The following is a 25,449-nucleotide window of genomic DNA, read 5'->3' on the forward strand; positions in this document are numbered from 1 at the left end:
GGGGGGCCAGGACACACGGGCGCGCAGCTTGCATAGTAACCGCAGCCGGTCAGCGCCCCAAAAGGCGATCTTCACGACGTCGTGTGCAGGTGGTCGGGGTGGCGGGATTTGAACCCACGGCCTTCCGCTCCCAAAGCGGACGCGCTACCAAGCTGCGCCACACCCCGTCTGGTGTGCGACACGTAGGGTACATGCCCCGGCCGGTCGCGTCGGCCGGTTTACCGGGGGCGACACGCGGGGCGGCGGGCGGGGGGCCGTACGGGTGAGCGGCCCCTCGGCGCGGCCCCGCCCTTCGGGACCGCCGCACCCCTCGCGGCCGTCGTGGTCGAAGTCGTTGGCCTCGGCGGCGGGCGACCCGCTACGATGCCTCCAGTGCCGCGGTCACCGACGTGCGGCGCGGCATTGCGGGCGTAGCTCAATGGTAGAGCCCTAGTCTTCCAAACTAGCTACGCGGGTTCGATTCCCGTCGCCCGCTCCGACCGGCCAGGGGCCGGGTGGAGGACCAGTCCTCCACCCGGCCCCTGGCCGTTTTCGTAGGCTCGCGGACATGACAAGTCCCTTGACACCCGACGAGCACATCGCCGACCGGGAGGCCTTCCTCGCCTTCCTCGCGCGTCTTCGCGCCGATCACGAGGCCAACGGCCCGCAGCGGGAGAACCCGACACTGGACCGCTTCCTCGAGGCCCTCGAAGCCTGGGTCGACGGGGCCGGCGGCTGGTACCGGAACTTCGGGCACGAGCTGCCGCCCGCGGGCGACTGGACGTTCTTCGCCCGGGCGCTGACCGCCGCCCGGGTCTACGAGTAGTCCCGCACCCCCTCGCCCGCCCGGCGGCCGGCGGGTGTGACGTCCGGCCGACCGGTGGGCGCGGGGGCGGTGGGTCAGAATCTGATCGAGTTGATCGAGTCCGCTATCGAGTCCAGGAAGCGGTTGATCGACGGGGCCATGCCGGTCGAGGCCAGGAAGAAGCCGAAGAGGATCGCGGCGATGGCGGGGCCGGGCTTGAGGTTCCCCCCGCGGATCAGGATCACCAGGATGATCGCCAACAGCAGCACCGCAGACAGTGAAATGGCCACACTGATCACACCCTAGGTCGGTCCGCCGGCCCGGGGGCACGGCCCGCGCACCCCCGCCAGAAGCATCGTGCCACCAACCCGGCCCGCGTATGCGGCCGATGACGAATCGTCGGGCACCGCCGCCCGTCGCGGGCGATCTTCCGCACAGTAATTCGATCAGACGCCCGCGCGCGACTCCCCACGGAATTACCCGACTTCGTTTCCGTGTCCACACATCTCGCACCCAGGTAATTCAAATTGAGGACACAGCGGCGACGTATGCCCCATTTAGTCGGGATGAATGGGGACATCAAGGGTGAACCAGCGACGTAACTGTGCCTGTCATCACGCGTACCGGAGTGGCAAGTTCGGCGAATACGCGGGTACCCGGACCGGATAACCAGGAATGACTGCGGGAGTTTTACGGATTCCAGCAGACGACGCTAGGGTGCCTGAGATGTTCGACGCCGCCTCGTCCCCCGGCCAGCACCGCAGCCCGCTCCCCCCGGCACAGCCGCCGGCGGACGGAGTGCCCACTCCGCGTCCCCCGTCGGGCACGCGTGAGCGGCAGGCGGCGCCGGGCAGACCCGGCCGACAGCGCGACGCGTTCTTCGACAACGCCAAATACCTGGCCATCGTGCTCGTCGCGATGGGTCACTCGTGGGAGCCGCTGAAAGGCGACAGCCGGATCCTGGAGAGCGCCTACACCGTCGTGTACGCCTTCCACATGCCGGCGTTCATCATCATCTCCGGCTTCTTCTCACGTAATTTCGACATGCGCCCGGACCGGCTGAAGCGGCTGGTCACCGGTGTCGCCGTCCCGTACGTCCTGTTCGAGACGGCGTATCCGCTCTTCAAGAGCCTCCTCACCGGCTCACGCGAGGACATCAGCCTCCTCGACCCCTGGTATCTGACCTGGTTCCTTGTCGCGCTGTTCGTCTGGCGGCTGACCACTCCCCTGTGGAAGCTGGTGCGTCATCCGCTGCCGCTGGCCGTCGGCATCGCCATGCTGGCGACCGTCAGCCCGGAGATCGGCGACGACCTCGATCTCCAGCGCGTCCTGCAGTTCCTGCCGTACTTCGTGCTCGGCCTGTGCATGAAGCCCGAACACTTCCACCTGGTGCGCCGCCGCTGGGTGCGGATCGTCTCGGTGCCGGTGTTCGCGGCGGCGCTGGCGGTCGGCTGGTGGGCGGTGCCGCGCATGAACACCGGGTGGTTCTACCACCGCGACTCGGCGCAGGAGCTGGGTGCCCCCTGGTGGTGCGGCCCGGTGATGACGCTCGCGCTGATGGGCTGCTCGCTGCTGCTGACGTCCTGCTTCTTCGCGTGGGTGCCGCGCCGCACGATGTGGTTCACCACCCTCGGCGCGGGCACGCTCTACGGCTATCTGCTGCACGGCTTCCTGGTGAAGCTCGGCGACTACCGCGGCTGGTTCGAGCACCCCTGGCTGCACCGCCCGCTCGGCGAGATCCTGGTGACCGTGCTCGCCGCCACCGCCGTCACGGCGCTGTGCACCCGGCCGGTGCGGCGCGTCTTCCGCTTCGCGATGGAGCCGGCGATGGAGTGGGCGTTCCGGCAGGACGCGGCCGAGCAGGCCCGCGCCCGCGGCCGCGGCGCGCAGCGGGTGCGGGAGAAGGCCGGCGTCTAGCCGGGTGCGCCGTCCGTCACGGTGCCAGGCCGAGGAGCGCGCGCATCTGGGCGTACTTCCCGGTCAGCCGGGTCCGCACCGGCTCGGCGAGGACGGCGAGGCGGTGCGGGTCGGCGTTGTGCGCCAGGTCGGCCTCCTTCACCAGCAGCGCGCCCGGGGTGGCGAGGATCCGGGCGGCGTACGCCTCCGGCGGCTCCCCCGGCCGCTTGGTGAGGGCCCGCACGATGGCCTTGGTCCGCGAGGTGAGGGGGGCCGCCTCCAGCCACTGTTCGCTCAGCGCGGCGTCCTCGACGGAGTCGTGCAGCCAGGCCGCCGCGATCTGTTCCGGGTCGCCGCCCCGGGCGCGTACGCCCTCGGCCACGGCCGAAAGGTGCTCGGCGTACGGCCGGCCGGCCTTGTCGGTCTGCCCGTCGTGGGCGGCGCGGGCGAGGGTCTCGACCTCGGCGAGGGTGAGAGGGGACATGCGCTCAGTGTCCCCTGCGGCGGGGCCGCGCCGGGAGCGGGAGCCGGGGCGGCCCGGTGCCGGACGGCGGGCGTCCGGCGGCTTGGCGCGAGGGGGCGGCTCAGCGGGCCGTGGCGGACTCGCGGCAGATCAGCAGCAGGGCCCGGTCGTCGTTGACGTCCTTGGCGACCGCTTCGATGAGATGCCAGGCGGCGCCGTGGAAGCCGCCCGGGACGTAGCGGTCGGCCTCCCCGGTGAGCCGGTCGATACCCTCCACGATGTCCCGCTCGGCGGTCTCCACCAGACCGTCGGTGAACAGCATCAACACGTCCCCGGGCCGTAGCGAGCCCTTCACGGGGTCGAACTGGGCGCCGTCGTACACACCGAGCAGCGGGCCCTCGGCCGCCTTCTCCTCCCAGCGTCCGCTGCCCGCGCTCAGCTGGAGCCCCGGCGGATGGCCCGCGGAGTACAGCTCGTAGTCCCCCGAGTCCAGGTCGAGGACCAGATGGATGGAGGTGGCGAAGCCCTCGTCCCAGTCCTGGCGGAGCAGATAGCCGTTGGCGGCCGGCAGGAAGGCGTGCGGGGGCAGCGAGCCGAGGAGCCCGCCGAAGGCCCCGGACAGCAGCAGGGCGCGCGAACCGGCGTCCATGCCCTTGCCGGAGACGTCGGTGAGGACGACCTCCAGCGTCCGCCCGCCGTTCGTACGGGCCGCCACGACGAAGTCGCCGGAGAAGGACTGGCCGCCCGCCGGGCGGAGCGCCATCTCGTGGTGCCAGCCCTTGGGCAGCTTCGGCAGCTTGCTCTGCACCCGGATCCGCTCGCGCAGGTCGAACAGCATGGTGCCGCCGCGCCGCCAGGGCACGCCGACCCGGCTGCGGAACTGCGCGGTCAGCAGCCCGAAGAAGCCGCACGCGGCGACCACCAGCACCACGCCGGGGGTGACCCGGGAGGGCCCCTCGGTGTACGGGCCGAGCCGTACCGACTCCACGATCAGCGCGGTGGCCGCCGCCGCGTACAGCCCGAGCAGGCTCGCCGGGCGCAGCAGCAGACCGCCGGCCACGATCGGCAGCACCAGGCCGGCCGGGGAGCACCACACCGGGTCGAACAGGGTCATGGCGGCGAGCAGCGGGACGGTCAGCAGCAGCCCGGCGAAGGCGATCCAGTCGGAGCCGTCGCCGCGGAAGTAGTCCACGGCGCTTTTGCGCAGGCCGACCCGGGCCCGGTGCCATCGCATCCTGCACCGGGCCGTGAACGTCTCGGCCTTCGCTCGCCGCTGTCGTCCTGCTGCCATCAGTTCGGGACCCTATCCAGCGGACCGGCCGCTTGGCACGGGAGGTCCCACTTGTCCCCCGTGCGGGATTCCGCTTCGCCGCGCGCACGCCGGGCCGCGCGGCGCCCGCGCCGGGCCGAAATTCGCTGGCTCGCCCCCCGACGCACTGATAGGCATGGCGCATGGCGACTGTGCACGGAACCGAGCTGAGGGTGCTGCGCGAGGACGAGTGGGACCGGTGGTACGACTCGTTGTACCGGGCCTTCGGCGCGGGGCCGGTCTCGGGTGAGGAACGCGAGGTGGAGCGGGCGGCCACGGAGTTCGACCGCTCCCTCGCCGCCTGGGACGGGGACGCGCTCGTCGGCACGGCGGGGGCGTTCAGCTTCCGGATGACCGTGCCGGGCGGGGCCGCGGTTGCCACGGCCGGGGTGACGATGGTGAGCGTCGCGGCCACCCACCGGCGGCGCGGGGTGCTGACCTCGATGATGCGCCGGCAGCTGGACGACTTCCACGGGCGGGGCGAGCCGGTGGCGGTGCTGACCGCGTCCGAGCCGGCGATCTACGGCCGCTTCGGGTACGGCGCCGCCACGTTCCGCGTCAGCGCCGAGATCGACACCAGCCGGGTGACCCTGGCGCTGCCCGCCGGCACCGACGAGGTGCGGGTGCGGTCCGCGGCGCCGGCCGAGGTGCTGGACGCCTGCGAGGCGGTGTACGCGGCGCTGGTCCCGCGCCGGCCCGGCATGCTGGCCCGGCAGCCGCACTGGGAGCGGGTCGCCCTGGTCGACTCGGAGCGCCACCGGGACGGGGGGCCGCCGTTGCAGTGCGTGGTCGCCGAACGGGACGGCGAGATCACCGGGTACGCCCGGTACCACACCAAGGGCAACTGGGACGCGGGCGGCGCGCCCGCCGGCCGGGTACGACTCGGCGACCTGGCCGGGCTGGACCCGGCGACCGAGGCCGCGCTGTGGCGTTTCCTGTTCGGCATCGACCTGATGACGACGCTGGCGGTGCCGTCGCGGCCGGTGGACGACGCGCTGCGGCACCTGGTCTCCGACGTCCGCCGCTGCGATCCGCGGCTGCGCGACGACGCCTACGTCCGGCTCGTGGACGTCGGCGCCGCGCTGGCGGCGCGGACCTACCAGGCGCCGGTGGACGTCGTGTTCGAGGTGGAGGACGCCTTCTGCCCGTGGAACGCGGGGCGCTGGCGGCTGTCGGGGGACGCGAAGGGGGCGTCCTGCGAGCGTACGGCCGACACGGCGGACCTCGCCCTGTCCGTACGGGAGCTGGGCGCGGCCTATCTCGGCGGGGTGTCCCTGCTGTCGCTGGCGGCGGCCGGGCGGATCCGGGAGCTGACGCCGGGGGCGCTGGCGGAGGCGTCGGTGGCGTTCGGCTCCCCGGTGGCCCCCTGGCTGCCGCACGGTTTCTAGCCGGCCCGCCGGCCGTCCTCCGGTCGCCGGCTCAGGCCTGCTGGCAGGTGGGGCACCAGAAGAGGTTGCGGGCGGCGAGACCGGCGGTGCGGATCTCGTCGCCGCAGACGTGGCAGGGCAGGGTGGCGCGGCGGTAGACGTACACCTCGCCGCCGTGGTCGTCCACGCGGGGCGGGCGGCCCATCGCCTCCGGGGTGTGCTCGGGGCGGACGGTGTCGATCCGGTTGTTCCGCACGCCCTCGCGCATCAGCCCGGCCAGGTCGGACCAGATCGCGTCCCACTCGGCCGGGGTGATGTCGCGGCCGGCGCGGTACGGGTCGATGCCGTGCCGGAACAGCACCTCCGCGCGGTAGACGTTGCCGACGCCGGCGACGATCTTCTGGTCCATGAGCAGCGCGGCGATCGTGGTACGGCTGCGGGAGATCCTCCGGTACGCGGCGGCCGGGTCGGCGTCCGCGCGCAGCGGGTCGGGGCCGAGCCGGTCGTGGACGGCCCGCTTCTCGCCGGGCGTGATCAGGGCGCAGGTGGTGGGGCCGCGGAGGTCCACGTACGAGGTGTCGTTCGCCAGGCGGAGCCGGACGGTGTCCGTCGGCGGGGGCGCGGGGGTGTCGCCGAAGCCGACCTTGCCGAAGAGGCCGAGGTGGATGTGGACCCAGTCGGCGTCGCGGAACCCGAGGAAGAGGTGCTTGCCGTGGGCCTCGGTGGCGGTCAGCTCGGTACGGTCCAGCAGGGCGGCGGCGTCGGAGAACTTGCCCTGGGGGCTGGTGACGCGGGGTGCCGTACCGAGGAAGCGGCCGGCGTAGTCCTCGGCCAGCCGATGAATGGTGTGCCCTTCCGGCAAGGCGGGGGTGTCCTTTCCTGCGTCTCGCCCACCCGCTCACCCGTCCCGGCGGGCAGGGGGCGGGCGTCCTTCGTTCCCGGAGCCGGGAGGCGGAGGTGTCGGGCGGGGCGGTCCGGGGCGTCCCGGTCTTTCGGCCGGCCGCGTCGGGCGGGCGGCAGAACCGGGATCCGGGGCGAAGCCCCCGGGCCCGGCTTCCCGGACCACCGAGTCGCTGGTCCGGGGGCGCGGCACCCGAGGGCCGGGCCTGCCGGCCCACCGGGTCCCGGGGGTGCGACCCCCGGAGGCCGGGCCTGCTGCCCCACCGAGTCCGGAGGGCCGGGGGTGCGACCCCCGGAGGCCGGGCCTGCCGGCCCACCGGGTCGGGTGGGCGAGACCCGGTCCCCGGGCCGTGTCAGCCCTGCGGGTGGTGCGGGGGGATCGGCGGCAGCTCGCCCGTCGTCTCGTAGCGCGCCAGCATCTCGATCCGCCGCTCGTGCCGCTCGTCGCCGGAGAACGGCGTGGCGAGGAAGACCTCGACGAACTTGGTCGCCTCCTCGGTGCTGTGCATGCGCGCACCCACGGCCACCACGTTGGCGTTGTTGTGCTGCCGCCCGAGCGCCGCCGTCTCCTCGCTCCAGGCCAGCGCCGCCCGCACGCCCTTCACCTTGTTCGCGGCGATCTGCTCACCGTTGCCGGAGCCGCCGATCACGATGCCGAGGGCGCCTGCGTCCGCGGCCGTCCGCTCCGCGGCCCGCAGGCAGAAGGGCGGATAGTCGTCCTGGGCGTCGTAGAGGTGCGGCCCGCAGTCCACGGGCTCGTGGCCGGCGGCCTTCAGCCACTCGACGAGGTGATTCTTGAGTTCGTAGCCCGCATGGTCGGAGCCGAGATACACGCGCATGCCACGAGTGTGACACGCCCGTACCCGGGCAGCAGCCCCAGGGTCACGGCGGCCTTACGGGCCGGAAACGTGTGAGTCATGCCATAGATCCTCAAGGGAGAACCCCAGGTAACGATACGGATTCGGAGGTTCCCGATTCCGTTCGCCTCGGATTCACTGGACCGACTCGTACACCGCTCGTACGGGCAGCTCCACCTGGCGCAAAGGAATTCCGTCCATGACCCCTGGTTCGGGCCTCCAAGCAGGACTCAAGAACCGCCACCTGTCGATGATCGCGATCGGTGGTGTCATCGGAGCCGGTCTCTTCGTCGGTTCCAGCACGGGTATCGCCACCGCGGGACCCGGCATCCTCCTGTCGTACGCCCTCGTCGGCACGCTCGTCGTCCTCGTGATGCGGATGCTCGGCGAGATGTCCGCCGCCAACCCCACCTCCGGCTCCTTCTCCGCGCACGCCGACCGCGCGCTCGGCCGCTGGGCCGGTTTCTCCATCGGCTGGCTGTACTGGTTCTTCTGGGTCGTCGTCCTCGCGGTCGAGGCGACCGCCGGCGCGAAGATCCTCGAAGGCTGGGTCCCGGCCGTCCCGCAGTGGGGCTGGGCACTGATCGTGATGATCGTGCTGACCGCGACCAACCTCGTCTCCGTCGGCTCCTACGGCGAGTTCGAGTTCTGGTTCGCCGGCATCAAGGTCGTGGCGATCGGCGCGTTCGTCGTCATCGGTCTGCTCGCCGTGTTCGGCGTGCTGCCGGGCGTCGACGCCGACAAGGCGTCCTTCGGCAACCTCACCTCGCACGGCGGCTTCCTGCCGCACGGTCCGGGCGCGATCCTCACCGGTGTACTGCTGGTCGTGTTCTCCTTCATGGGCAGCGAGATCGCGACCCTGGCGGCCGGCGAGTCCGAGAACCCGCAGCAGGCCGTCACCAAGTCCACCAACAGCATCATCTGGCGGATCGGCGTCTTCTACCTGGGCTCGATCCTGGTCGTGGTGTCGCTGCTGCCGTGGGACGACCCGACCATCGCCAAGGACGGCTCCTACGTCGCCGCCCTGAACTCCCTGGGCATCGCCCACGCCGGCGAGATCATGAACGTCATCGTGCTGACCTCGGTGCTGTCCTGTCTGAACTCCGGCCTGTACACGGCGTCCCGGATGGCCTTCTCGCTCGGCGAGCGCGGTGACGCGCCGAAGGCGTTCGCGCGGGTCAACAGCCGGGGCGTGCCGATGGCCGCGATCCTCTCGTCGGTCGTGTTCGGTTTCGTCGCCGTCTTCTTCAACTACCTGTCCCCGGACACGATCTTCCTCTTCCTGGTCAACTCCTCCGGCGCGGTGGCGCTGTTCGTGTGGCTGGTCATCTGCTTCTCGCAGCTGCGGATGCGGAAGATCCTCCAGCGGGAGGCGCCGGAGAAGCTGGTCGTGAAGATGTGGCTGTACCCGTATCTGACCTGGGCGACGGCGACGCTGATCGTGGGCGTGCTGGTCTACATGCTCTTCGACACCGAGCACGACGGCCGCGAGACGGTGCTGCTGTCGCTGCTGGTCGCGGCGGTCGTGCTGGTGATCGCGGTGGTCAGGCAGCGGCTGGCGGCGGCCCGCCCGGAGCCGACGGCCGAGAACCCGGCCGACAAGGTGTCCGTCGGCTGATGCGCCCCGGGGCAACGCGCTCCCGCGTGCGCGGCGACGCCCCCTGGATGACATCCCCTGTGAACAAGGAAGAGGCTCGCCCGGGTCGTGGAGTGATCCCGACCCCGGCGAGCCTCTGCCGTCGGTGGACTAGCGCTTGCCGGCGAACTTCCACGCGGCGGGCAGCGCGCCCATGGCCAGGGCGGCCTTGAGGGCGTCACCGATCAGGAACGGAGTGAGGCCGGCCGCGATCGCCTGGGAGGCGGACAGGTGGGCCGCCAGGGCCAGGTAGGGCACGCCGACGGCGTAGATGACCGCCTCGCCGAGGACCATCGTGCCGGCCGTGCGCAGCGGGGAGCGGTCGGCGCCGCGCCGGGCCAGGGCGCCGACGACGGCGGAGGCCAGGAGCATGCCGAGGACGTAGCCGAAGGAGACGAGACCGGTGCCGGCCTTGCCGTCCGCGAACCACGGCACGCCCGCCAGGCCGGCGACCGCGTACAGGGCGAGGGAGAGGAAGCCGCGGCGGGCGCCGAGGGCGGTGCCGACGAGCAGCGCGGCGAAGGTCTGGCCGGTCACCGGCACCGGGGAGCCGGGCACCGGCACCGACAGCTGGGCCGCGAGGCCGGTGAGCGCGGCGCCGCCCACCACGAGGGCGGCGTCACGGACGCGGGAGGCCGGGAGCAGGTCGGCGAGGACTGCTCCGGGGCGGGCGGTGGCGGTGGCGGTGCTCATGGGGACTCCACGGGATGGTGTGGACACGTCGGGACACCGTGACGCTATACCGGTGCGCTCGTCACGATCACCGTCAGCGCTCGACAAAGGCCGGAACGGCGACTTGGTGGGCTCCGGACAAAGACACCCGGTCACACCGGCCCGGGCGTGAGACTGATCACTGAGGCGGAGACGTTTCCCTCACGTGGCCCGTGTGGGCCGGACGGGCGGTCCGACTGTGGAACCCCGCCAAAGGAATCGCGAGTCGCGTACGACCTCTGGTCACGCTCGGCGCCGTAACCGTAGATTAACCCTGCGCACCAGAGGTGTCCGGATAGTGGTCACGCCCTTCGCCTGAGCGGACGGGACGCGGAGACTGGCGGGACTTTTGCCCGCCCATTGCACGGGGGAGAGCAGCACCCATGCCGAACAGCACCACCACCGAGACGCCTCCACCACCGGTGGACGGCTCCCTCTCCCAGGGCCTCAAGCAGCGCCACCTTTCGATGATCGCCCTGGGCGGGGTGATCGGCGCGGGCCTCTTCGTCGGTTCCGGCGCGGGCATCGCCGCCGCCGGCCCCTCCATCGTGCTCGCCTACGCCCTCTCCGGGGTGCTGGTGATGCTGGTGATGCGGATGCTCGGCGAGATGTCGGCCGCCTACCCGTCGTCGGGCTCCTTCTCCGCGCACGCCGAGCGGGCCATCGGCCCGTGGGCGGGCTTCGCGGCGGGCTGGTCGTTCTGGGTGCTGCTGTGCACGGCGGTGGGCCTGGAGGGCATCGGCGCGGCGAAGATCGTGCAGGGCTGGCTGCCGGGCACCCCGCAGTGGATGTGGGTGGCCCTGTTCATGGTGGTGTTCTGCGGGACGAACCTGGCCGCCGTGAAGAACTTCGGCGAGTTCGAGTTCTGGTTCGCGGCACTGAAGGTCGGCGCGATCAGCCTGTTCCTGATCCTCGGCGTGCTGGCCATCGCGGGCGTCCTGCCGGGCACGGACGCGCCCGGCACCTCGCACCTCGGCGATTTCATGCCGAACGGCGGCGACGGCCTGGTGATAGGCCTGCTCGCCTCGGTGTTCGCCTACGGCGGCCTGGAGACGGTCACCATCGCGGCGGCCGAGTCCCGGGACCCGGTGCGGGGCGTGGCGTCGGCCGTGCGCACGGCGATGTGGCGCATCGCGGTGTTCTACATCGGCTCGATGGCGGTCGCGGTCACCCTGGTGCCGTGGGACTCCGAGGAGGTCACGGCGAAGGGACCGTACATCGCCACGCTCGAACACCTGGGCATCCCCGGGGCGAGCCAGCTGATGAACGTGGTCATCCTGGTGGCCCTCCTGTCCGCCATGAACGCCAACATCTACGGCGCCTCGCGCATCGGCTTCTCGCTGGTCGAGCGCGGCCTGGGCCCGAAGGTGCTGGCGCGGCTGTCCGGCGGGGTGCCCCGGATCGCGGTGGTCACCTCCAGCGTGCTGGGCTTCGTCTGCGTGCTGCTCAGCTACTGGCGGCCGGACGACATCTTCAAGTGGCTGCTGAACATGATCGGCGCGGTCATCCTGATCGTCTGGATCTTCATCGCCGTCTCGCAGCTGCTGCTGCGCCGCCGGATCGAGCGCGAGGCCCCCGAGCGGCTGGTCGTGCGCATGTGGGCGTTCCCCTGGCTGACCTGGGTAGCGCTGGCCGGCATGGCCGCGATCTTCGTGCTGATGTGGCGCGAGCCGGACACCCGGACCCAGCTGTACTCCTCGGGCGGCATGGCCCTGTTCCTGGCCGCGGTCGGCTACGCCTGGCAGCGGCTGCGCGCCAGGGACTAAGACGCCCCGCCCCTCCCGGAGAGACAGGCCCCCACGGACGAACACGTGGGGGCCTTCCTGTTGTTCTGATCCACTTGTTGCTAGCGTGTAGTTGCAAGTGACTTGCAATAAGGTTCCGGAGGGGATCACCCATGCCCGTCTACACGCTGCCCGAGCTGCCGTACGACTACGCGGCGCTCGCCCCGGTCATCAGCCCGGAGATCATCGAGCTGCACCACGACAAGCACCACGCGGCCTATGTGAAGGGCGCCAACGACACCCTGGAGCAGCTGGCCGAGGCGCGGGACAAGGAGACGTGGGGCTCGGTCAACGGCCTGGAGAAGAACCTGGCCTTCCACCTCTCCGGGCACATCCTGCACTCGATCTACTGGCAGAACATGACCGGCCCGAAGGACGGCGGCGGCGAGCCCCTGGCCCAGGACGGCGTCGGCGAACTGGCCGAGGCGATCAAGGAGTCCTTCGGCTCCTTCGCCGGCTTCAAGACCCAGCTGTCCAAGGCCGCGGCCACCACCCAGGGCTCCGGCTGGGGCGTGCTCGCCCACGAGCCGCTGAGCGGGCGCCTGGTCGTGGAGCAGGTCTACGACCACCAGGGCAACGTCGGCCAGGGCTCCACCCCGATCCTGGTCTTCGACGCCTGGGAGCACGCCTTCTACCTGCAGTACAAGAACCAGAAGGTCGACTTCATCGAGGCCATGTGGCAGGTGGTCAACTGGCAGGACGTCGCCCGCCGCTACGAGGCTGCCAAGTCCCGCGCCGACGTGCTGCTGCTCGCGCCCTGAGCGCCGGGCCGCCCGAGTCGTCCTGCCTCGTGATCGTCTTCTCACCCTTCACGGCGGCAGGCGGAGGAAAGAGGACCCCCGTGAGGACGTGACTCACGGGGGTCCTCCCTGGCCGGCGACGGGTCACAGGTTGCCGAAGTCCGGGCCCTTGGTCCGGGTGCGCTTGATCTCGTAGAACCCCGGTACCGAGGCCACCGCCACCGTGCCGTCCCACAGGCGAGCCGCCTGTTCGCCCCGGGGGGCGGGGGTGACGACGGGGCCGAAGAAGGCGATCTGCTCGCCGTCGGGGCCCGGCAGGGCGATGACCGGCGTGCCGACCTCCTGGCCGACCTTCTCGATGCCCTCCTTGTGGGAGGCGCGCAGCTCGGCCTCGAACTCGAAGTCCTCCTGGCCGGCGTAGTCGATCAGCTCGGCCGGCAGGCCGACGTCGGCGAGCGCGCCCGCGATGGCCTCCACGGTCGCGCCCTCGCCGTTGTTGTGGATGCGGGTGCCGAGCGCGGTGTAGAGCGGGCCGACGACGTCCGCGCCGTGCTTCTGCCAGGCCGCGGTGACCACGCGGACCGCCGGCCACGCCTTGGTGGTCAGCAGCTCGCGGTAGTCGTCGGGCAGCTCGTCCAGCTTGTCCTCGTTGAGGACCGCGAGGCTCATGACGTGCCAGCGGACCTCGATGTCGCGGAGCTTCTCCACCTCCAGCACCCAGCGCGAGGTCATCCAGGCCCACGGGCAGAGCGGGTCGAACCAGAAGTCGACGGGGGTCTTGCCGGACGAGATGACGGTCTCGGACATGGCGCTCCTTGGCGAAACGTACGTTTCCCGCGTCAACGAGGTCGCCGCCACCGGCATTCCCCGCTGCCCGCCGTCAGGAGCGCATGGCAGGATCGGTCCTGTTCCAGCCGCTCATCACGCGATCACAAGGGAGTGCCGTCCGTGCCCGGTGAGAATCTGTCCCGCGACGAGGCCCGGGAGCGGGCCGCCCTGCTGTCCGTCGAGGGTTACGACGTGTCCCTGGACCTGCGGTCCGCCGTCGGCGACGGGGACGGCGAGCCGCGCACGTTCCGTTCGGTGACCACCCTGCGGTTCCGCTGCAACGAGCCGGGCGCCTCCAGCTTCGCCGACCTGATCGCCCCGCGGGTCACCTCGGTCTCGCTCAACGGCCGGGACCTCGACCCGGGCGAGGTCTTCGACGGCTCGCGGATCACGCTGGAGGACCTGGCCGCGGAGAACGAGCTGGTGGTGGACGCGCAGTGCGCCTACTCGCGCACCGGCGAGGGTCTGCACCGCTTCGTCGACCCGGAGGACGGCGAGGTCTACCTGTACACGCAGTACGAGCCGGCCGACGCGCGCCGGGTGTTCGCGAACTTCGAGCAGCCGGACCTGAAGGCGCCGTACCGGTTCGAGGTGCGGGCGCCGCAGGGCTGGACGGTGTGGGGCAACGGCGCCGGTGAACTCGTCGACGGGGTGTGGCGGTTCGCGGAGACGAAGCCGATCTCGACGTACATCACGTGTGTGGTGGCGGGTCCCTACCACTACGTGACGGACTCCTACAGCCGTACCTTCGAGGACGGCACGAAGCTGGAGATCCCGCTCGGCGCGATGTGCCGCAAGGCGCTCGCCCCGTACTTCGACGCGGATGACGTCTTCCTGGTGACCAAGCAGGGCCTGGACTTCTTCCACGACCACTTCGACTACCCGTACCCGTTCGGGAAGTACGACCAGGCGTTCGTGCCGGAGTACAACCTGGGCGCGATGGAGAACCCGGGCCTGGTGACGTTCCGGGAGGAGTACGTCTTCCGGGGGAAGGTGACACAGGCGTCGTACGAGGCGCGGGCCAACGTCGTCCTGCACGAGATGGCGCACATGTGGTTCGGCGACCTGGTCACCATGGAGTGGTGGGACGACCTGTGGCTGAAGGAGTCCTTCGCGGACTTCATGGGCACGTTCGCCAACGTCGGCGCGACCCGCTTCAAGGACGCCTGGGTCACCTTCGCCAACCGGCGCAAGGCGTGGGCGTACCGGGCGGACCAGCTGCCCTCCACGCACCCGATCACGGCGGACATCCGTGACCTCCAGGACGCCAAGCTGAACTTCGACGGCATCACCTACGCCAAGGGCGCCTCGGTGCTCAAGCAGCTGGTGGCGTACGTCGGCCGGGACGCGTTCCTGGAGGGCGCCCGGCGCTACTTCAAGCGGCACGCCTACGGCAACACGCGCCTGGGCGACCTGCTGTCGGTGCTGGGCGAGACGAGCGGCCGGGACATGAGCGCGTGGGCGCGGTCGTGGCTGCAGACGGCGGGCGTGAACGCGCTCACCCCGCAGGTGCTGCTGGACACCACGGGCGGCCGGATCGCCGAGCTGGCCGTGGTGCAGGAGGCCCCGGAGTCGCACCCGGAGCTGCGCCCGCACCGGATCGTGGTGGGGCTGTACCGGCGTACGCCCGAGGGCACGCTCGAGCGGTACGCGCGCGCGGAGACGGACGTGCATGAGCCGCGGACGGTCGTGGCGGAGCTGGCGGGCCAGGCGGCCCCGGAGCTGGTGCTGGTCAACGACGACGACCTGACCTACTGCAAGATCCGCTTCGACGCGACCTCGCTGGAGACGCTGCGCGCGGACCTGGGCGGGCTGACGGATCCGCTGGCGCGCGCCCTGTGCTGGTCGGCGCTGTGGAACATGACCCGGGACGGGCTGCTGCCGGCACGGGAGTTCATCGACCTGGTGCTGCGGTTCGCCGGCCGGGAGTCGGACATCGGCGTCCTGCAGATGCTGCACGCCTGGGCGAACTCGGCGCTGACGCACTACGCGGCGCCGGCCTGGCGGGAGGCCGGCGGGGCGCTGCTGGCCGAGGGGGCGCTGCGGGAGCTGCGCTCGGCCGCTCCGGGCAGCGAGCACCAGCTGGCGTGGGCGCGGTTCTTCGCCGCCGTGGCCTCGGCGGAGCCGGATCTGGGGCTGCTGAGGGAGCTGCTGGACGGCACCACGGGGATCGACGGGCTGGAGGTGGACCAGGAGCTGCGCTGGGCGTTCCTGGAGCCGCTGGCGGCGCACGGGGCGGCCGACGAGTCGGTGCTGGCGGCGGAGCTGGCCCGGGACGACACGGCCTCCGGCAAGCGGCACCAGGTGCGGTGCCTTGCCGCGCGGCCGTCGGCGGCGGTCAAGGCGCAGGCCTGGGCGCAGGTGGTGGAGTCGGACTCGCTGTCGAACGCGCTGGTGGAGGCGACGATCGCGGGGTTCGCCCAGCCGTCGCAGCGGGAGCTGACCGCGCCGTACGCGCAGCTGTACTTCGCGGCGATCGAGCGGGTGTGGCGGGAGCGGTCGATCCAGATCGGCATGGACGTGGTGCGGGGTCTGTTCCCGGCGTTGCAGGACCGGCCGGAGACGCTGGAGGCGACGGACGTGTGGCTCGCGGCGCACGAGGACGCGGCGTCGGCGCTGCGGCGGCTGGTGCTGGAGGCGCGGGACGACCTGGCGCGGGCGCTGCGCGCGCAGGCGTGTGACGCGGCGGCCGACCGCTGACCTCTGGCCTGGGCCCGCCCGGCCGGTGACCGTTACCAAATCCGGGCGGACGAGGCCGTAACCCCTGGTCCGCACCCGGGCGGACCAGGGGTTTTCACTGCCCTCTCGGCATCCGAACACCTGACCTTTAGTGCCGTCTTGTCCGGATTCATCGACGGGCGTGTAACAGCGGTTACGGGCCGGTCGGGACGGGGGAATTCCGAGGCCATGACGCACAACACCCCCCTCTCCCCCCGCCCGCTGCGCCACCTCGCCGAGGTCCACCGCCGCGTCCTGACGGCGGCCCAGCTGCGTGCCCACGGCGTGTCCCCCGAAGAGCTGGCCGAGCGGTGCGGCCCCGAAGGGCCCTGGCAGGAGCTGCTGCCGCACGTGGTCCTGCTGCACTCCGGCCCGCCCACCGGCGAGGAGCGGCTGCACGGGGCCCTGCTGTACGCGGCCCGACCGGCGCGGCCGGGGGTGCCGGCCCAGCCGACGGCCCGGGGCCCGCACCGGCCGCAGTACCCGGACGCGATGCTGACCGGGGCGGCGGCGCTGGCCCTGCACGGGTTCCCGTCCACCCCGCCACCGGACGCCCTGAACCGGGTGGACGTCCTGGTGCCCCGGCCGCGCCGGCCGCGCTCCACCGGCTATGTCCGCGTCGTGCGCACCTCCGCACCGCCCGAGCCGGTGGTGCTGGCGGGGCTGCCGGTGGCGCCGGTGGCGCGGGCGCTGGCGGACGCGGTGGCGGAGCCGGCGGAGACGGAGACGGTACGGCGGCTGCTGATCGAGGCGGTGCGCGGCGGCCACTGCGAGCCGGCCGCCGTGGTCCGGGAGCTGACCCGGGCGCGGCTGCTGCACCGCCCGCACGTGGCGGACGCGGTGGACGCGGTGCTCGCGGAGGGCCGCTCGGTCGCCGAGGGCCGCCTGTACCGGATGGTCCGCGAGCACGGCCTGCCCGACCCGCTGTGGAACGTCGGCCTGCGCCTGCCCGGCGGTCCCGACCTGGGCCGCCTGGACGCCTACTGGCCGGACCAGGCGGTGGCGGTCGAGCTGGACACCCGGGCGGCCCGGCAGGACGACGAGGAGGTGTGGGCGCGCTACGCCCGCAAGCGCGAGCACCTGGAGCGCCTCGGCATCACGGTCGTGCACATCACGCCGCGCAAGCTGCGGGACTGTCCGGAGCAGCAGGCGACGGTGGTGCGGACGGCGCTGATGGCCTCGGCAGACCGGGATCCGGCCGCGTACGTCGTGCTGCTGCCCCGGTAGCGCCCGGACGGCCAGTTCTGCTCGTCCGACCGGGTGAGGACTCACCCGGGCGGACGAGCGCGGCGGGCGGCGCGGCGCGGGCCCCGGTACAGGAGAGTCATGAGACAGACCCGAATAGCGGCGGGCGCCTGCTCCCTGCTCCTCGCGGCGGCCTGCGCGTTCGCCGGCCCCGCGACCGCCCAGGCGCCGCCCCGCGCCCCGGCCGGCGGCTATGTGGCCCTCGGCGACTCCTACTCCTCCGGTGCCGGCGCCGGCGACTACCTGGCCTCCGGCAAGGAGTGCAAGCGCAGCAGCCGGGCCTTCCCGGTGCTGTGGGCGGAGGCCCACGCGCCGGCGACGTTCAGCTTCGCCGCGTGCAACGGCGCCGGCACGGACGACGTGCTCACCGACCAGCTCGGCCATCTCAGCGCGCGCACGAGCCTGGTCACGCTCACCGTCGGCGGCCACGACTCGGGCTTCGCCGCCGTCATGGCGCTGTGCGCGATCGGCGGGACCGACGGCTGCCGCTCCGCCGTGACCCGGGCCCGCGACACCATGGACGGATCGCTGACCGGCCGCCTGGACCGCCTCTACTCGGCCATCCGGGGCAGGGCGCCCGCCGCCCGGGTCGTGGTGCTCGGCTACCCGCACCTGTACCACCTGCGGGGCGGGTGCGCGCTCGGCCTCCAGGACGGCGAGCGCGCCGCCCTGAACGACGCGGTGGACCATCTCAACGCGGTGATCGCGGGACGCGCCGCCGCCCACGGGTTCACCTTCGCCGATGTCACCGCCGCCTTCGCCGGCCACGAGATCTGCTCCGCCCGGCCCTGGCTGCACAGCGTCGACATCCTGGCGATCACCGAGTCGTACCACCCGACGGCGCCGGGGCAGTCGCTCGGCTACCTGCCGGTGCTCACCCGGATCTCCGGCTGAGGGAAGCGGCTAGCCCTTCCTCAGCACCAGTTCGGTGTTGCGGTCCCCGGTGCCGCCCGCGAGGGTCCGGTCGGCGCCGGGGGCGTTGTAGGCCAGTTCGCGGTAGAGGGCGGCGAGGCCGGTCTGGGAGAGGTCGGCGTAGTCGGTGCGGTGCGGGGCCGCCGACTCGATCAGCGTGGTGAACAGCGAGAGCGTGCCGTCCTTGTTGTCGACCAGCTCCACGATCCGGGCGAGCTGGGGGTGGTCGACGTGCGAGGCGGTGGAGATCTCCCAGAAGGAGCGCCCGCCGGACGCCTTGTGCGGGGTGATGACGTTCTTGTGGATGTGCCCGTTCACCCAGGCCAGCACGTTGGCGTGGGCGGACAGCACCGAGAGCACGGCGGCGCCGTCGTGCCGCTTCTCGCCGGGGCGGGCCGGGTCGGGCCGGGTGTTGGTCATGGACCCGCTGGTGTGGTGGCTGAAGACGACGGCGTAGGAGTCCTTGTGCGCCTTCAGCGTCCGGTCGAGCCACTTCAGCTGGGCGGTGCCGAGGGAGCCCGCGTAGTGGCCGCCGGGGTCGGTGGTGTCGAGGCTGATGCCGATGACGTCGTCGGAGATCCGGAAGGCGTAGTACTGGGTGCCCGTGTCCAGGTTCGCCGAGGAGTAGCCGTGCCCGGCCGGGCCGTGGCCCCGGTACGCCGGGTCCAGGTGGGCCTTCAGGTAGTCGGCCTGGGTGTACGGGGCGCGCCGCTCGTCCGGGGTGACCCGGCGCGCCGAGCGGGCGTGCGCCTCGAGGAAGTCGCGGTAGCCGCTGCCCCGGGGGTCCTTGACCTTCTTGATGGTGTCCTGGAGCTTCTTGGCGTCGGCGGCGGAGACGTTCATCAGCTTCCTGCCGCCGATGGCCGCCTCGGCGAGGTAGGGGTCGCCGTGGGAGCCGTAGCAGCCGAGCGGGAGGGCGTCGTGGTTGCCGACGGTGGAGTACCAGGGCAGGTTCAGGCCGGGGCTGCGCACGTCGCGGATCGCGGCGGCCAGGAAGTCCTTCACCTGGGGGAAGCCGAGTGCCTTGTCGTGGTCGCGGAGGGCGGAGCCGGGCTGCCAGTACTGCTTGAGCCCGCTGTTCTGCACGCCCTCGTAGTGCCTGGGGTCGCCGGTGTTGGGGGTGATCCGGCCGCCGCTCATCACCTTCATGAACCACTCCAGTTCGGAGTGGGCGTTGTTGTCGGTGTTGTCGCCGGTGGTCATCACGAACCGCAGCGGGGCGCCGGTGACGGGGGCGCCGCGCAGCGCGTTGACCCGCTCCACGAGGGAGATCGCGCCGGGCACGGTCAGCGCCTCGTGCGGGCGCCAGGCGTGCACGTCGTGCGCGCGCAGGAACTCCAGCCGCAAGGGGTGCTGGACGTCCATCAGGTGCAGGTCGGTGAACTGCACGAATGCCGCCAGGGCGGTACGGCGCCGCTCCCGGCCGGACGTGGGCGCGGCCAGCTCGGCGCGCACGACGCGCTTCCAGCCGGGCCCGTCGCCGAGCCTGCGGTAGCCGGAGCCGGCGCGCGGGGCGGCGACGGAGGCGACGGTGGTGCCCTTGGTGTAGGGGGCGAGCGGCGCCGTGGCGGACGCGGCCGCGGAAGCGGGCGGGGCCTCCGGCGGGGTGGCGGCCTGGCTGTCCGTGGGGCGCAGGGCGTAACCGGCGCCCGCGGCAAGCGAGACGGCGCCGGCGGCGGCGAGGACGCTACGGCGGTTGACCCGCGCGGCGGAGGCGGCTACGGAGCGTGTGGGCGGCATGGCGCGGTCTCCCCGGGTGCGAACGCGTCGGCGGTGGTCGCGGGCCGCCGCGGACGCGAACGCCCCGCTCACCGTGGATCGTTGGCAGTGGGGATGACCCGCACGTGAACGCGGCGGCAACGCGTGACACCGATCACCGAACGTGGATCACGGGGTACCGGGCGCGGTCACGGAGTCGCACGCGACCGGCCCGGGGACGGTCACTCGCCGTTCACCTGCCGGGGTAGGGGCCGGTCCGCCGGCCGTCCGTGCGGCGGGCGTTCGCGCCACAGCCGCAGCCCGATATCGACCAGCGGCACCCGGACCAGAGCGGGCACGGCGGCCAGGTCGTGCCAGGCGGCGAGGTCGGTGGACCCGCCGACCTCGGGGCGGAGTTCACCGCCGGTGACCTCGCCCTCGTAGAGGAGCCGCAGGGCGTGGTGGTCCCGGCGGCGGCCGAAGCGCGGGTCCCCGACCGCCCGCCGGGAGTGCACGCCGAGCAGGGCCCTCACCTCGATCCGGTAGCCGGTCTCCTCGGCGACCTCGCGGCGGACGGTGTCGTACGGGTCCTCGCCGTGCTCCATGCCGCCGCCGGGCAGCACCCACTCGGGGGTGCCGTCGGGCGCGGGTGACCGGGCGAGCAGGAGACGTTCACCGCGGACGCACACGGCGTAGGCCGCCACCCTCAAGTTCCGTCGCATACGCGGACGTTAGCCCGTAAGACACGCGGCGGCGGGCGAACGTCCCGGCACCGGGCGGGGTCAGCCCGTACACAGGGCCGCATTCTGTCCTATACCGACAGAACACGTTCCTTTCCCATCGCGGGTTTTCCCCATACGTTCATTTCGATTGTGTCAACGGTCCCCGAAAACCCCTCCCGTCGGTCAGGCTGAGCGCTCCCGTCCGCCCGTTCCTTGACCCGAGGGATGCCGATGACCCGCACCACCCCCGAGCGTGAACCCATATCCGGCCCCAGACGCCTGGCCCACACCGCCGTGGCCGTGGGCGTGGTGGCCGCCCTCTCCGCGGCCGGGCCGGTGCCGCTGGCCCTCGCCGCCGGGCAGGCCCCCGCCCCGGCCGCGGGCCAGGGCGTCAAGTCCGCCGACGACAAGCTCGGTCCGGACGACGCCGCCCTGCTCGCCGACGCCAAGGCCGACGGCGACAAGACCGTCACCCTGATGATCGCGACCTCGCCCGGGAAGACGGAGCAGGTCGCCGGGGAACTGGACGCGGTCGACGGCGGCCTGGTGGGCCGCAGGGACGACAAGCTCGGCTATGTCCGCGCCACCGTCCCGACGAGCCGCGCGGACGCGGCCATCTCCGCCGCCGTGAAGCTCTCCTCCGTGCGGGCCATCGACCTCAAGCAGGAGATCCCGCTGGACGACCCGGCGCCCGCCGGTGCCCCGTCCGCGACGGGCAAGGCGTCCTACCCGGCGCCGGGCCGCACCACCCCGGCGGAGAACCCGTACAACCCCTCCTTCGAGACCGGTGCCGTCGACTTCGTCCGCGACTACCCGAAGGCCGACGGGCGCGGGGTCACCATCGGCATCCTGGACTCCGGCGTCGACCTCGGCCACCCGGCGCTGCGCACGACCACCACCGGCGAGCGGAAGATCGTCGACTGGGTGACCGCGACCGACCCGGTCACCGACGGCGACGGCACCTGGCGGCGGATGACGACCGGCGTCACCGGCCCGTCCTTCTCCGTCACCACCGCGCAGGGCGCCGAGAGGTTCACGGCGCCCGAGGGCACGTACAAGTTCAACTACCTGTACGAGTCCGCCACCGCCGGAGGCGACGAGAAGGGCGACCTCAACCGGGACGGCGACACCACCGACGCCTGGGGCGTGCTGTACGACCCGGCCGCCGGCACGGTCCGCGTCGACACGAACGACAACCTGGACTTCACCGACGACGCGCCGATGAAGCCGTACAAGGACGCCTTCCAGGTCGGGTACTTCGGCACCGACGACCCGGCGACGGACGTCGTCGAGCGCGTCCCGTTCGTGGTCGAGACCCGCAAGGACGTCGTCTACAACGCCTCCGGCGCCAAGGCCGACTACGTCAACATCGGTGTCATCGAGTCCGAGCACGGCACCCACGTCGCCGGCATCACCGCCGCCCACGGCCTGTTCGGCGGGAAGATGAACGGCGCCGCCCCCGGCGCGAAGATCGTCTCCTCGCGGGCCTGCACCTGGACCGGCGGCTGCACCAACGTCGCCCTCACCGAGGGCATGATCGACCTGGTGACCAGGCGCGGCGTCGACATCGTCAACATGTCGATCGGCGGCCTGCCCGCGCTCAACGACGGCAACAACGCCCGCGCCGAGCTGTACACCCGGCTCATCGACACCTACGGCGTCCAGCTGGTGATCTCCGCCGGCAACTCCGGACCGGGCGCCAACACCATCGGCGACCCGGGCCTGGCCGACAAGGTGATCTCGGTCGGCGCGACGATCTCCAAGGAGACCTGGGCCGCCGACTACGGCTCGGCCGTGGAGAAGAAGTACGCCATGATGCCCTTCTCCTCGCGCGGCCCGCGTGAGGACGGCGGCTTCACCCCGACCCTGAGCGCGCCCGGCGCCGCGATCAACACCACCCAGACCTGGCTGCCGGGCGGCCCGGTCGCCGAGGCGGGCTACACCCTCCCGGCCGGCTACTCGATGCTCCAGGGCACCTCGATGGCCGCCCCGCAGGCCACCGGCGCCTCCGCGCTGCTGCTGTCGGCCGCGAAGCGCGCGGGCATCGACCTCACCCCCGCCCGGCTGCGCACCGCCCTGACCTCGACCGCGGACCACATCAAGGGCGTCCAGGCGTACGAGGAGGGCGCGGGCCTGATCAACATCGTGGACGCCTGGGACGCCATCGAGGACGGCGCCACCGCCCACGACTACACCGTCAAGGCGCCGGTCGACACCGCGATCGACGACGCCCTGAAGACCCCCGGCCACGGCACCGGCCTGTACGACCGCGAGGGCGGCCTGAAGGCGGGCCAGAAGAAGACGTACGACGTGACGCTCACCCGTACGTCCGGCCCGGACAAGGCGGTCCGGCACGAGCTGCACTTCGAGAACGACTCCGCGCACACCTTCCGCGTCGTCGGCGACGACGTGGTGCGGCTCCCGCTGAACCGGCCGGTGACCGTCAAGGTGCAGGCGGCCCCGGGGTCGGCCGGCATCAAGAGCGCGATCCTGGAGGTCGACGACCCGCGGACCGAGGGCATCGACAAGCAGGTCCTCACCACCGTCGTGGTCGCGGAACCGGTGGCGTACACCTACTCCGCCGCCGGTTCGGTGCAGCGCAACAGCACCCGGTCGTACTTCCTGACCGTGCCCGAGGGCGCGACGTCCCTGGAGGTCGCGCTCGGCGGGCTGAAGGACGGCAGCCAGACCCGGTTCGTCGCCATCCACCCCTACGGCGTCCCGTCCGACAACACCGGCACGCCGTACTGCTACAACAACTACCTGGACGGCAACGGCTGCAAGCCCGACGTGCGCGCGTACGCCGACCCGCAGCCCGGCGTCTGGGAGGTCGAGGTCGAGTCCCGGCGCACCTCCCCGCTGCTCGACAACCCCTACCGGCTGGACGTCTCCGTCCTCGGCGCGGCCTTCGACCCGGAGACCGTGACCGTGCCCGAGGCCAGGGTGGGCAGCCCGGTCGGCGCGTCCTGGAAGGTGACCAACACCTACGCGCCGCTGGACGGCAGGCTGGTCGGCGGCCCGCTCGGCTCCGCCGAGACGGACCGGCCGGCGATCAAGGAGGGTGAGACGCGGTCCACCACGGTGACCGTCCCGGCCGGCGCGACCTCGCTCGACGTCGCCATCGGGCGGGTCTCGGACGCCGCGGCCGACCTGGACCTCACGGTGTACGACGCGTCGGGCAAGGAGGTCGGCAAGTCCGCCGACGGCGACTCGGAGGAGGCGGTCTCCGTGCCGAACCCGGCCGCCGGCACCTACACCGTGAAGGTCGTGGGCTACGCGGTGCCGTCCGGCTCCACCGACTACGACTACCGGGACGTGTTCTTCTCCGCCGCGCTCGGTTCCGTCACGGTCGGCGACTCGGCCCCGGTCCACCTCGCCACGGGCGCCTCGGCGACGGTCACCGGGCAGGTCACGGCCGCGGCCGAGGCCCCGGCGGGCCGTGAGTTCTTCGGCCGGGTCCAGCTGGTGAACGCCCGCGGCACGACGGCGGGCAGCGCCAGCGTGAAGATCGGGAAGGTCACGCCGTAACGGAGTGACGACCGGGAAGGAGGGGCGGGTGTCCGTGCGGACGCCCGCCCCTTCTCGCGTGCGGAGGGACTAGTGGTCCTCCCCCGGGGTGCCGTCGGCGGGGCAGGGCAGGTCGCGGGAGCCGGGCAGGGCCTCGGTGATCCTGGCGCGTTCGGCGGCCACGCGGGTGTCGCCGACGGCCCACAGGGTCGCGTACTCCTCCCCCCGGGCCGCCCCGACCAGCACGTGCTGCCCCTCCCGGGGCGCCGGCCGCGTGTCCGCGTCGAGCAGGACGGCGACGTCGGCCGGGCCCCGCGCGGGCTTGTAGGAACGGGTCACGGTCAGTGTGACCCGGCTCCAGGGGGACTTCGGCCGCCGCTCCACCCTTGTCACGGTGCCCTCCACGACCAGCCGCGCGCAGGCCAGTTCGGGCCGGGGATCCGCCGGCCGCCGCCCGTCACCCGCGGCTTCCCGGCTCCCCGCGGCGGTGTCGCTCTTGGCCGACGACCCGCCGCCGTCGTCCATGCCACCGCCCTGGCTCACGAGCCAGCCGAACCCCAGCAGAAGACCGAAGGCCCCGGCCCCGCCGAGCACCCCGGCCCCGACCCGCAGCACCCGCCGGGCCCCGCCCGGCCTTCCCGGCCGAGGCGGCCGGGAGGGGCGGGTACGGGGGCGCGTGCGGGGGGTGGACGGCGCCGAGGAGGCGGGGGCGGCCGGCGCGGGGCCGGCGGGTGCGGGGGCATGGAGGGATGCCGGGGGAGCGGCGTCGCCGCGCGTCCGCGCCGCACCCCCACTCCGGATGCGGCTGCGGAAACGGGGGGCGGGGGGCAGGGGGGCCGCAGGGCCGCAGGGCACGGCGCCTCCGGGCGTCCCGGCCGTATCACCGGACCCCGAAACACCCGTCACCGCGTTCCCGGCTGCCGTGTCCGGGGTCGCCGCGCGCCGGGGCGCCGGCTCCCCGTCAGGGTGTCGCCCGTGCGGGCCGGGCTCGGTCGCGGGCTCCTCCCGCTGGTCTACCTTCCCCGTCTCCCCCGTCTCCCCCGTCAGCGTCTCGGCCAGCCGGGCCAGACCGTCCCGCAGGAGCGCCACGTCGGCCTCGGCGGCCCGGTGCGCGGCGAGGAAGGCGGGGTCCCGGTGGGCCGGTGCCGGCAAGGGCTCCCCGGTGATCGCGGCCATCAGGGCGTCCATGCCGCCGTACTCCCCCCGCTCTTCCCCGCCCCCGCCGTGCTCCCCGGCCCCCTCGCGCACCCGCTCGTCCCCCTCGCCCACCCGCTGATCCCCGCGCCCCGCCCGGCCCGCCGCGTACGCCCCACGGCCCTCGCGGCCCCCGGCACCCCCCGCGCTCCCCACGTTCTCCCGGTCGGCGGGCATG

The 25,449-nt window shown here is 72.7% G+C and carries 20 protein-coding genes and 2 tRNA genes; 11 read left to right on the forward strand and 11 right to left on the reverse strand.

What is annotated here, in order from left to right; all coding sequences use genetic code 11:
- Positions 1 to 90: 90 nt before the first annotated feature.
- A tRNA-Pro gene (locus ACZ4W9_RS07045) sits at positions 91 to 167 on the reverse strand.
- 237 nt (positions 168 to 404) lie between these two features.
- Between ACZ4W9_RS07045 and ACZ4W9_RS07050 the strand changes: the two genes are divergently transcribed.
- Both ACZ4W9_RS07050 and ACZ4W9_RS07055 read left to right on the forward strand, forming a co-directional pair.
- Positions 405 to 475 (forward strand) — tRNA-Gly (locus tag ACZ4W9_RS07050).
- A gap of 72 nt (positions 476 to 547) precedes the next feature.
- Positions 548 to 805 (forward strand): DUF7660 family protein, encoded by a 258-nt coding sequence (locus ACZ4W9_RS07055; protein ID WP_467933738.1) that lies wholly within the window; start codon positions 548 to 550, stop codon positions 803 to 805.
- 74 nt (positions 806 to 879) lie between these two features.
- Here the strand turns inward: ACZ4W9_RS07055 and ACZ4W9_RS07060 are convergent, their stop codons facing one another.
- Positions 880 to 1,074, reverse strand: a complete 195-nt coding sequence (locus tag ACZ4W9_RS07060) for a hypothetical protein (protein ID WP_467933740.1) — start codon at positions 1,072 to 1,074, stop codon at positions 880 to 882.
- A gap of 436 nt (positions 1,075 to 1,510) precedes the next feature.
- On the opposite strand from ACZ4W9_RS07060, the gene ACZ4W9_RS07065 reads away from it, so the two are divergent.
- Complete coding sequence (locus tag ACZ4W9_RS07065) at positions 1,511 to 2,701, forward strand: acyltransferase family protein (RefSeq protein WP_467933741.1); 1,191 nt, start codon at positions 1,511 to 1,513, stop codon at positions 2,699 to 2,701.
- A 16-nt stretch (positions 2,702 to 2,717) separates the two neighbouring features.
- Here ACZ4W9_RS07065 and ACZ4W9_RS07070 read toward each other — a convergent pair whose 3' ends face one another.
- Together ACZ4W9_RS07070 and ACZ4W9_RS07075 are read right to left on the reverse strand one after the other, a co-directional pair.
- On the reverse strand, positions 2,718 to 3,164 hold the full coding sequence (locus ACZ4W9_RS07070) for an HD domain-containing protein (RefSeq protein ID WP_467933742.1): 447 nt from the start codon (positions 3,162 to 3,164) through the stop codon (positions 2,718 to 2,720).
- Between the two features lie 100 nt (positions 3,165 to 3,264).
- Positions 3,265 to 4,434: a SpoIIE family protein phosphatase gene (locus ACZ4W9_RS07075; protein ID WP_467933744.1), complete on the reverse strand. Its 1,170-nt coding sequence runs from the start codon at positions 4,432 to 4,434 to the stop codon at positions 3,265 to 3,267.
- Positions 4,435 to 4,595: 161 nt separating this feature from the next.
- Between ACZ4W9_RS07075 and ACZ4W9_RS07080 the strand changes: the two genes are divergently transcribed.
- Entirely contained in the window at positions 4,596 to 5,840 is a 1,245-nt protein-coding gene (locus ACZ4W9_RS07080; protein ID WP_467933745.1) for a GNAT family N-acetyltransferase, read from the forward strand.
- Positions 5,841 to 5,871: 31 nt separating this feature from the next.
- On the opposite strand, the gene ACZ4W9_RS07085 is transcribed toward ACZ4W9_RS07080, so the two are convergent.
- Positions 5,872 to 6,681 carry an Fpg/Nei family DNA glycosylase gene (locus ACZ4W9_RS07085; RefSeq protein WP_467933746.1) on the reverse strand — a complete coding sequence of 270 codons (810 nt, stop codon included), beginning with the start codon at positions 6,679 to 6,681 and terminating at the stop codon, positions 5,872 to 5,874.
- Between the two features lie 391 nt (positions 6,682 to 7,072).
- The gene (locus ACZ4W9_RS07090) at positions 7,073 to 7,558 is read right to left on the reverse strand and encodes a ribose-5-phosphate isomerase (RefSeq protein ID WP_467933748.1); all 486 of its coding nucleotides are present in this window, start codon (positions 7,556 to 7,558) and stop codon (positions 7,073 to 7,075) included.
- Between the two features lie 217 nt (positions 7,559 to 7,775).
- Between ACZ4W9_RS07090 and ACZ4W9_RS07095 the strand changes: the two genes are divergently transcribed.
- Positions 7,776 to 9,194: an amino acid permease gene (locus ACZ4W9_RS07095; protein ID WP_467933749.1), complete on the forward strand. Its 1,419-nt coding sequence runs from the start codon at positions 7,776 to 7,778 to the stop codon at positions 9,192 to 9,194.
- 129 nt (positions 9,195 to 9,323) lie between these two features.
- On the opposite strand, the gene ACZ4W9_RS07100 is transcribed toward ACZ4W9_RS07095, so the two are convergent.
- A complete protein-coding gene (locus ACZ4W9_RS07100) occupies positions 9,324 to 9,905 on the reverse strand; it encodes a biotin transporter BioY (RefSeq protein WP_467933750.1) in 582 nt (193 codons plus the stop codon).
- A 401-nt stretch (positions 9,906 to 10,306) separates the two neighbouring features.
- Here ACZ4W9_RS07100 and ACZ4W9_RS07105 point away from each other — a divergent pair, with 401 nt between their 5' ends.
- Positions 10,307 to 11,689, forward strand: a complete 1,383-nt coding sequence (locus tag ACZ4W9_RS07105) for an amino acid permease (RefSeq protein ID WP_467933751.1) — start codon at positions 10,307 to 10,309, stop codon at positions 11,687 to 11,689.
- Positions 11,690 to 11,820: 131 nt separating this feature from the next.
- Entirely contained in the window at positions 11,821 to 12,468 is a 648-nt protein-coding gene (locus ACZ4W9_RS07110; protein WP_467933753.1) for a superoxide dismutase, read from the forward strand.
- 123 nt (positions 12,469 to 12,591) lie between these two features.
- Here the strand turns inward: ACZ4W9_RS07110 and ACZ4W9_RS07115 are convergent, their stop codons facing one another.
- On the reverse strand, positions 12,592 to 13,254 hold the full coding sequence (locus tag ACZ4W9_RS07115) for a mycothiol-dependent nitroreductase Rv2466c family protein (protein ID WP_467933754.1): 663 nt from the start codon (positions 13,252 to 13,254) through the stop codon (positions 12,592 to 12,594).
- A gap of 141 nt (positions 13,255 to 13,395) precedes the next feature.
- On the opposite strand from ACZ4W9_RS07115, the gene pepN reads away from it, so the two are divergent.
- The 3 genes from pepN (at position 13,396) to ACZ4W9_RS07130 (ending at position 18,132) form a co-directional block, all read left to right on the forward strand.
- On the forward strand, positions 13,396 to 15,975 hold the full coding sequence (gene pepN / locus ACZ4W9_RS07120; protein ID WP_467933755.1) for an aminopeptidase N: 2,580 nt from the start codon (positions 13,396 to 13,398) through the stop codon (positions 15,973 to 15,975).
- Between the two features lie 207 nt (positions 15,976 to 16,182).
- Entirely contained in the window at positions 16,183 to 17,220 is a 1,038-nt protein-coding gene (locus ACZ4W9_RS07125) for a hypothetical protein (RefSeq protein WP_467933756.1), read from the forward strand.
- A 99-nt stretch (positions 17,221 to 17,319) separates the two neighbouring features.
- On the forward strand, positions 17,320 to 18,132 hold the full coding sequence (locus tag ACZ4W9_RS07130) for an SGNH/GDSL hydrolase family protein (protein WP_467933758.1): 813 nt from the start codon (positions 17,320 to 17,322) through the stop codon (positions 18,130 to 18,132).
- 9 nt (positions 18,133 to 18,141) lie between these two features.
- On the opposite strand, the gene ACZ4W9_RS07135 is transcribed toward ACZ4W9_RS07130, so the two are convergent.
- Together ACZ4W9_RS07135 and ACZ4W9_RS07140 are read right to left on the reverse strand one after the other, a co-directional pair.
- Positions 18,142 to 19,890: a TIGR03767 family metallophosphoesterase gene (locus ACZ4W9_RS07135; RefSeq protein ID WP_467933759.1), complete on the reverse strand. Its 1,749-nt coding sequence runs from the start codon at positions 19,888 to 19,890 to the stop codon at positions 18,142 to 18,144.
- A 200-nt stretch (positions 19,891 to 20,090) separates the two neighbouring features.
- A complete protein-coding gene (locus tag ACZ4W9_RS07140) occupies positions 20,091 to 20,570 on the reverse strand; it encodes an NUDIX hydrolase (RefSeq protein ID WP_467933760.1) in 480 nt (159 codons plus the stop codon).
- Between the two features lie 225 nt (positions 20,571 to 20,795).
- Between ACZ4W9_RS07140 and ACZ4W9_RS07145 the strand changes: the two genes are divergently transcribed.
- Positions 20,796 to 24,098: a S8 family serine peptidase gene (locus tag ACZ4W9_RS07145; RefSeq protein WP_467933761.1), complete on the forward strand. Its 3,303-nt coding sequence runs from the start codon at positions 20,796 to 20,798 to the stop codon at positions 24,096 to 24,098.
- A 69-nt stretch (positions 24,099 to 24,167) separates the two neighbouring features.
- On the opposite strand, the gene ACZ4W9_RS07150 is transcribed toward ACZ4W9_RS07145, so the two are convergent.
- Positions 24,168 to 25,448 (reverse strand): hypothetical protein, encoded by a 1,281-nt coding sequence (locus tag ACZ4W9_RS07150; RefSeq protein WP_467933762.1) that lies wholly within the window; start codon positions 25,446 to 25,448, stop codon positions 24,168 to 24,170.
- Position 25,449: the final 1 nt, after the last annotated feature.

This window comes from Streptomyces sp. NPDC029296, assembly GCF_055569255.1.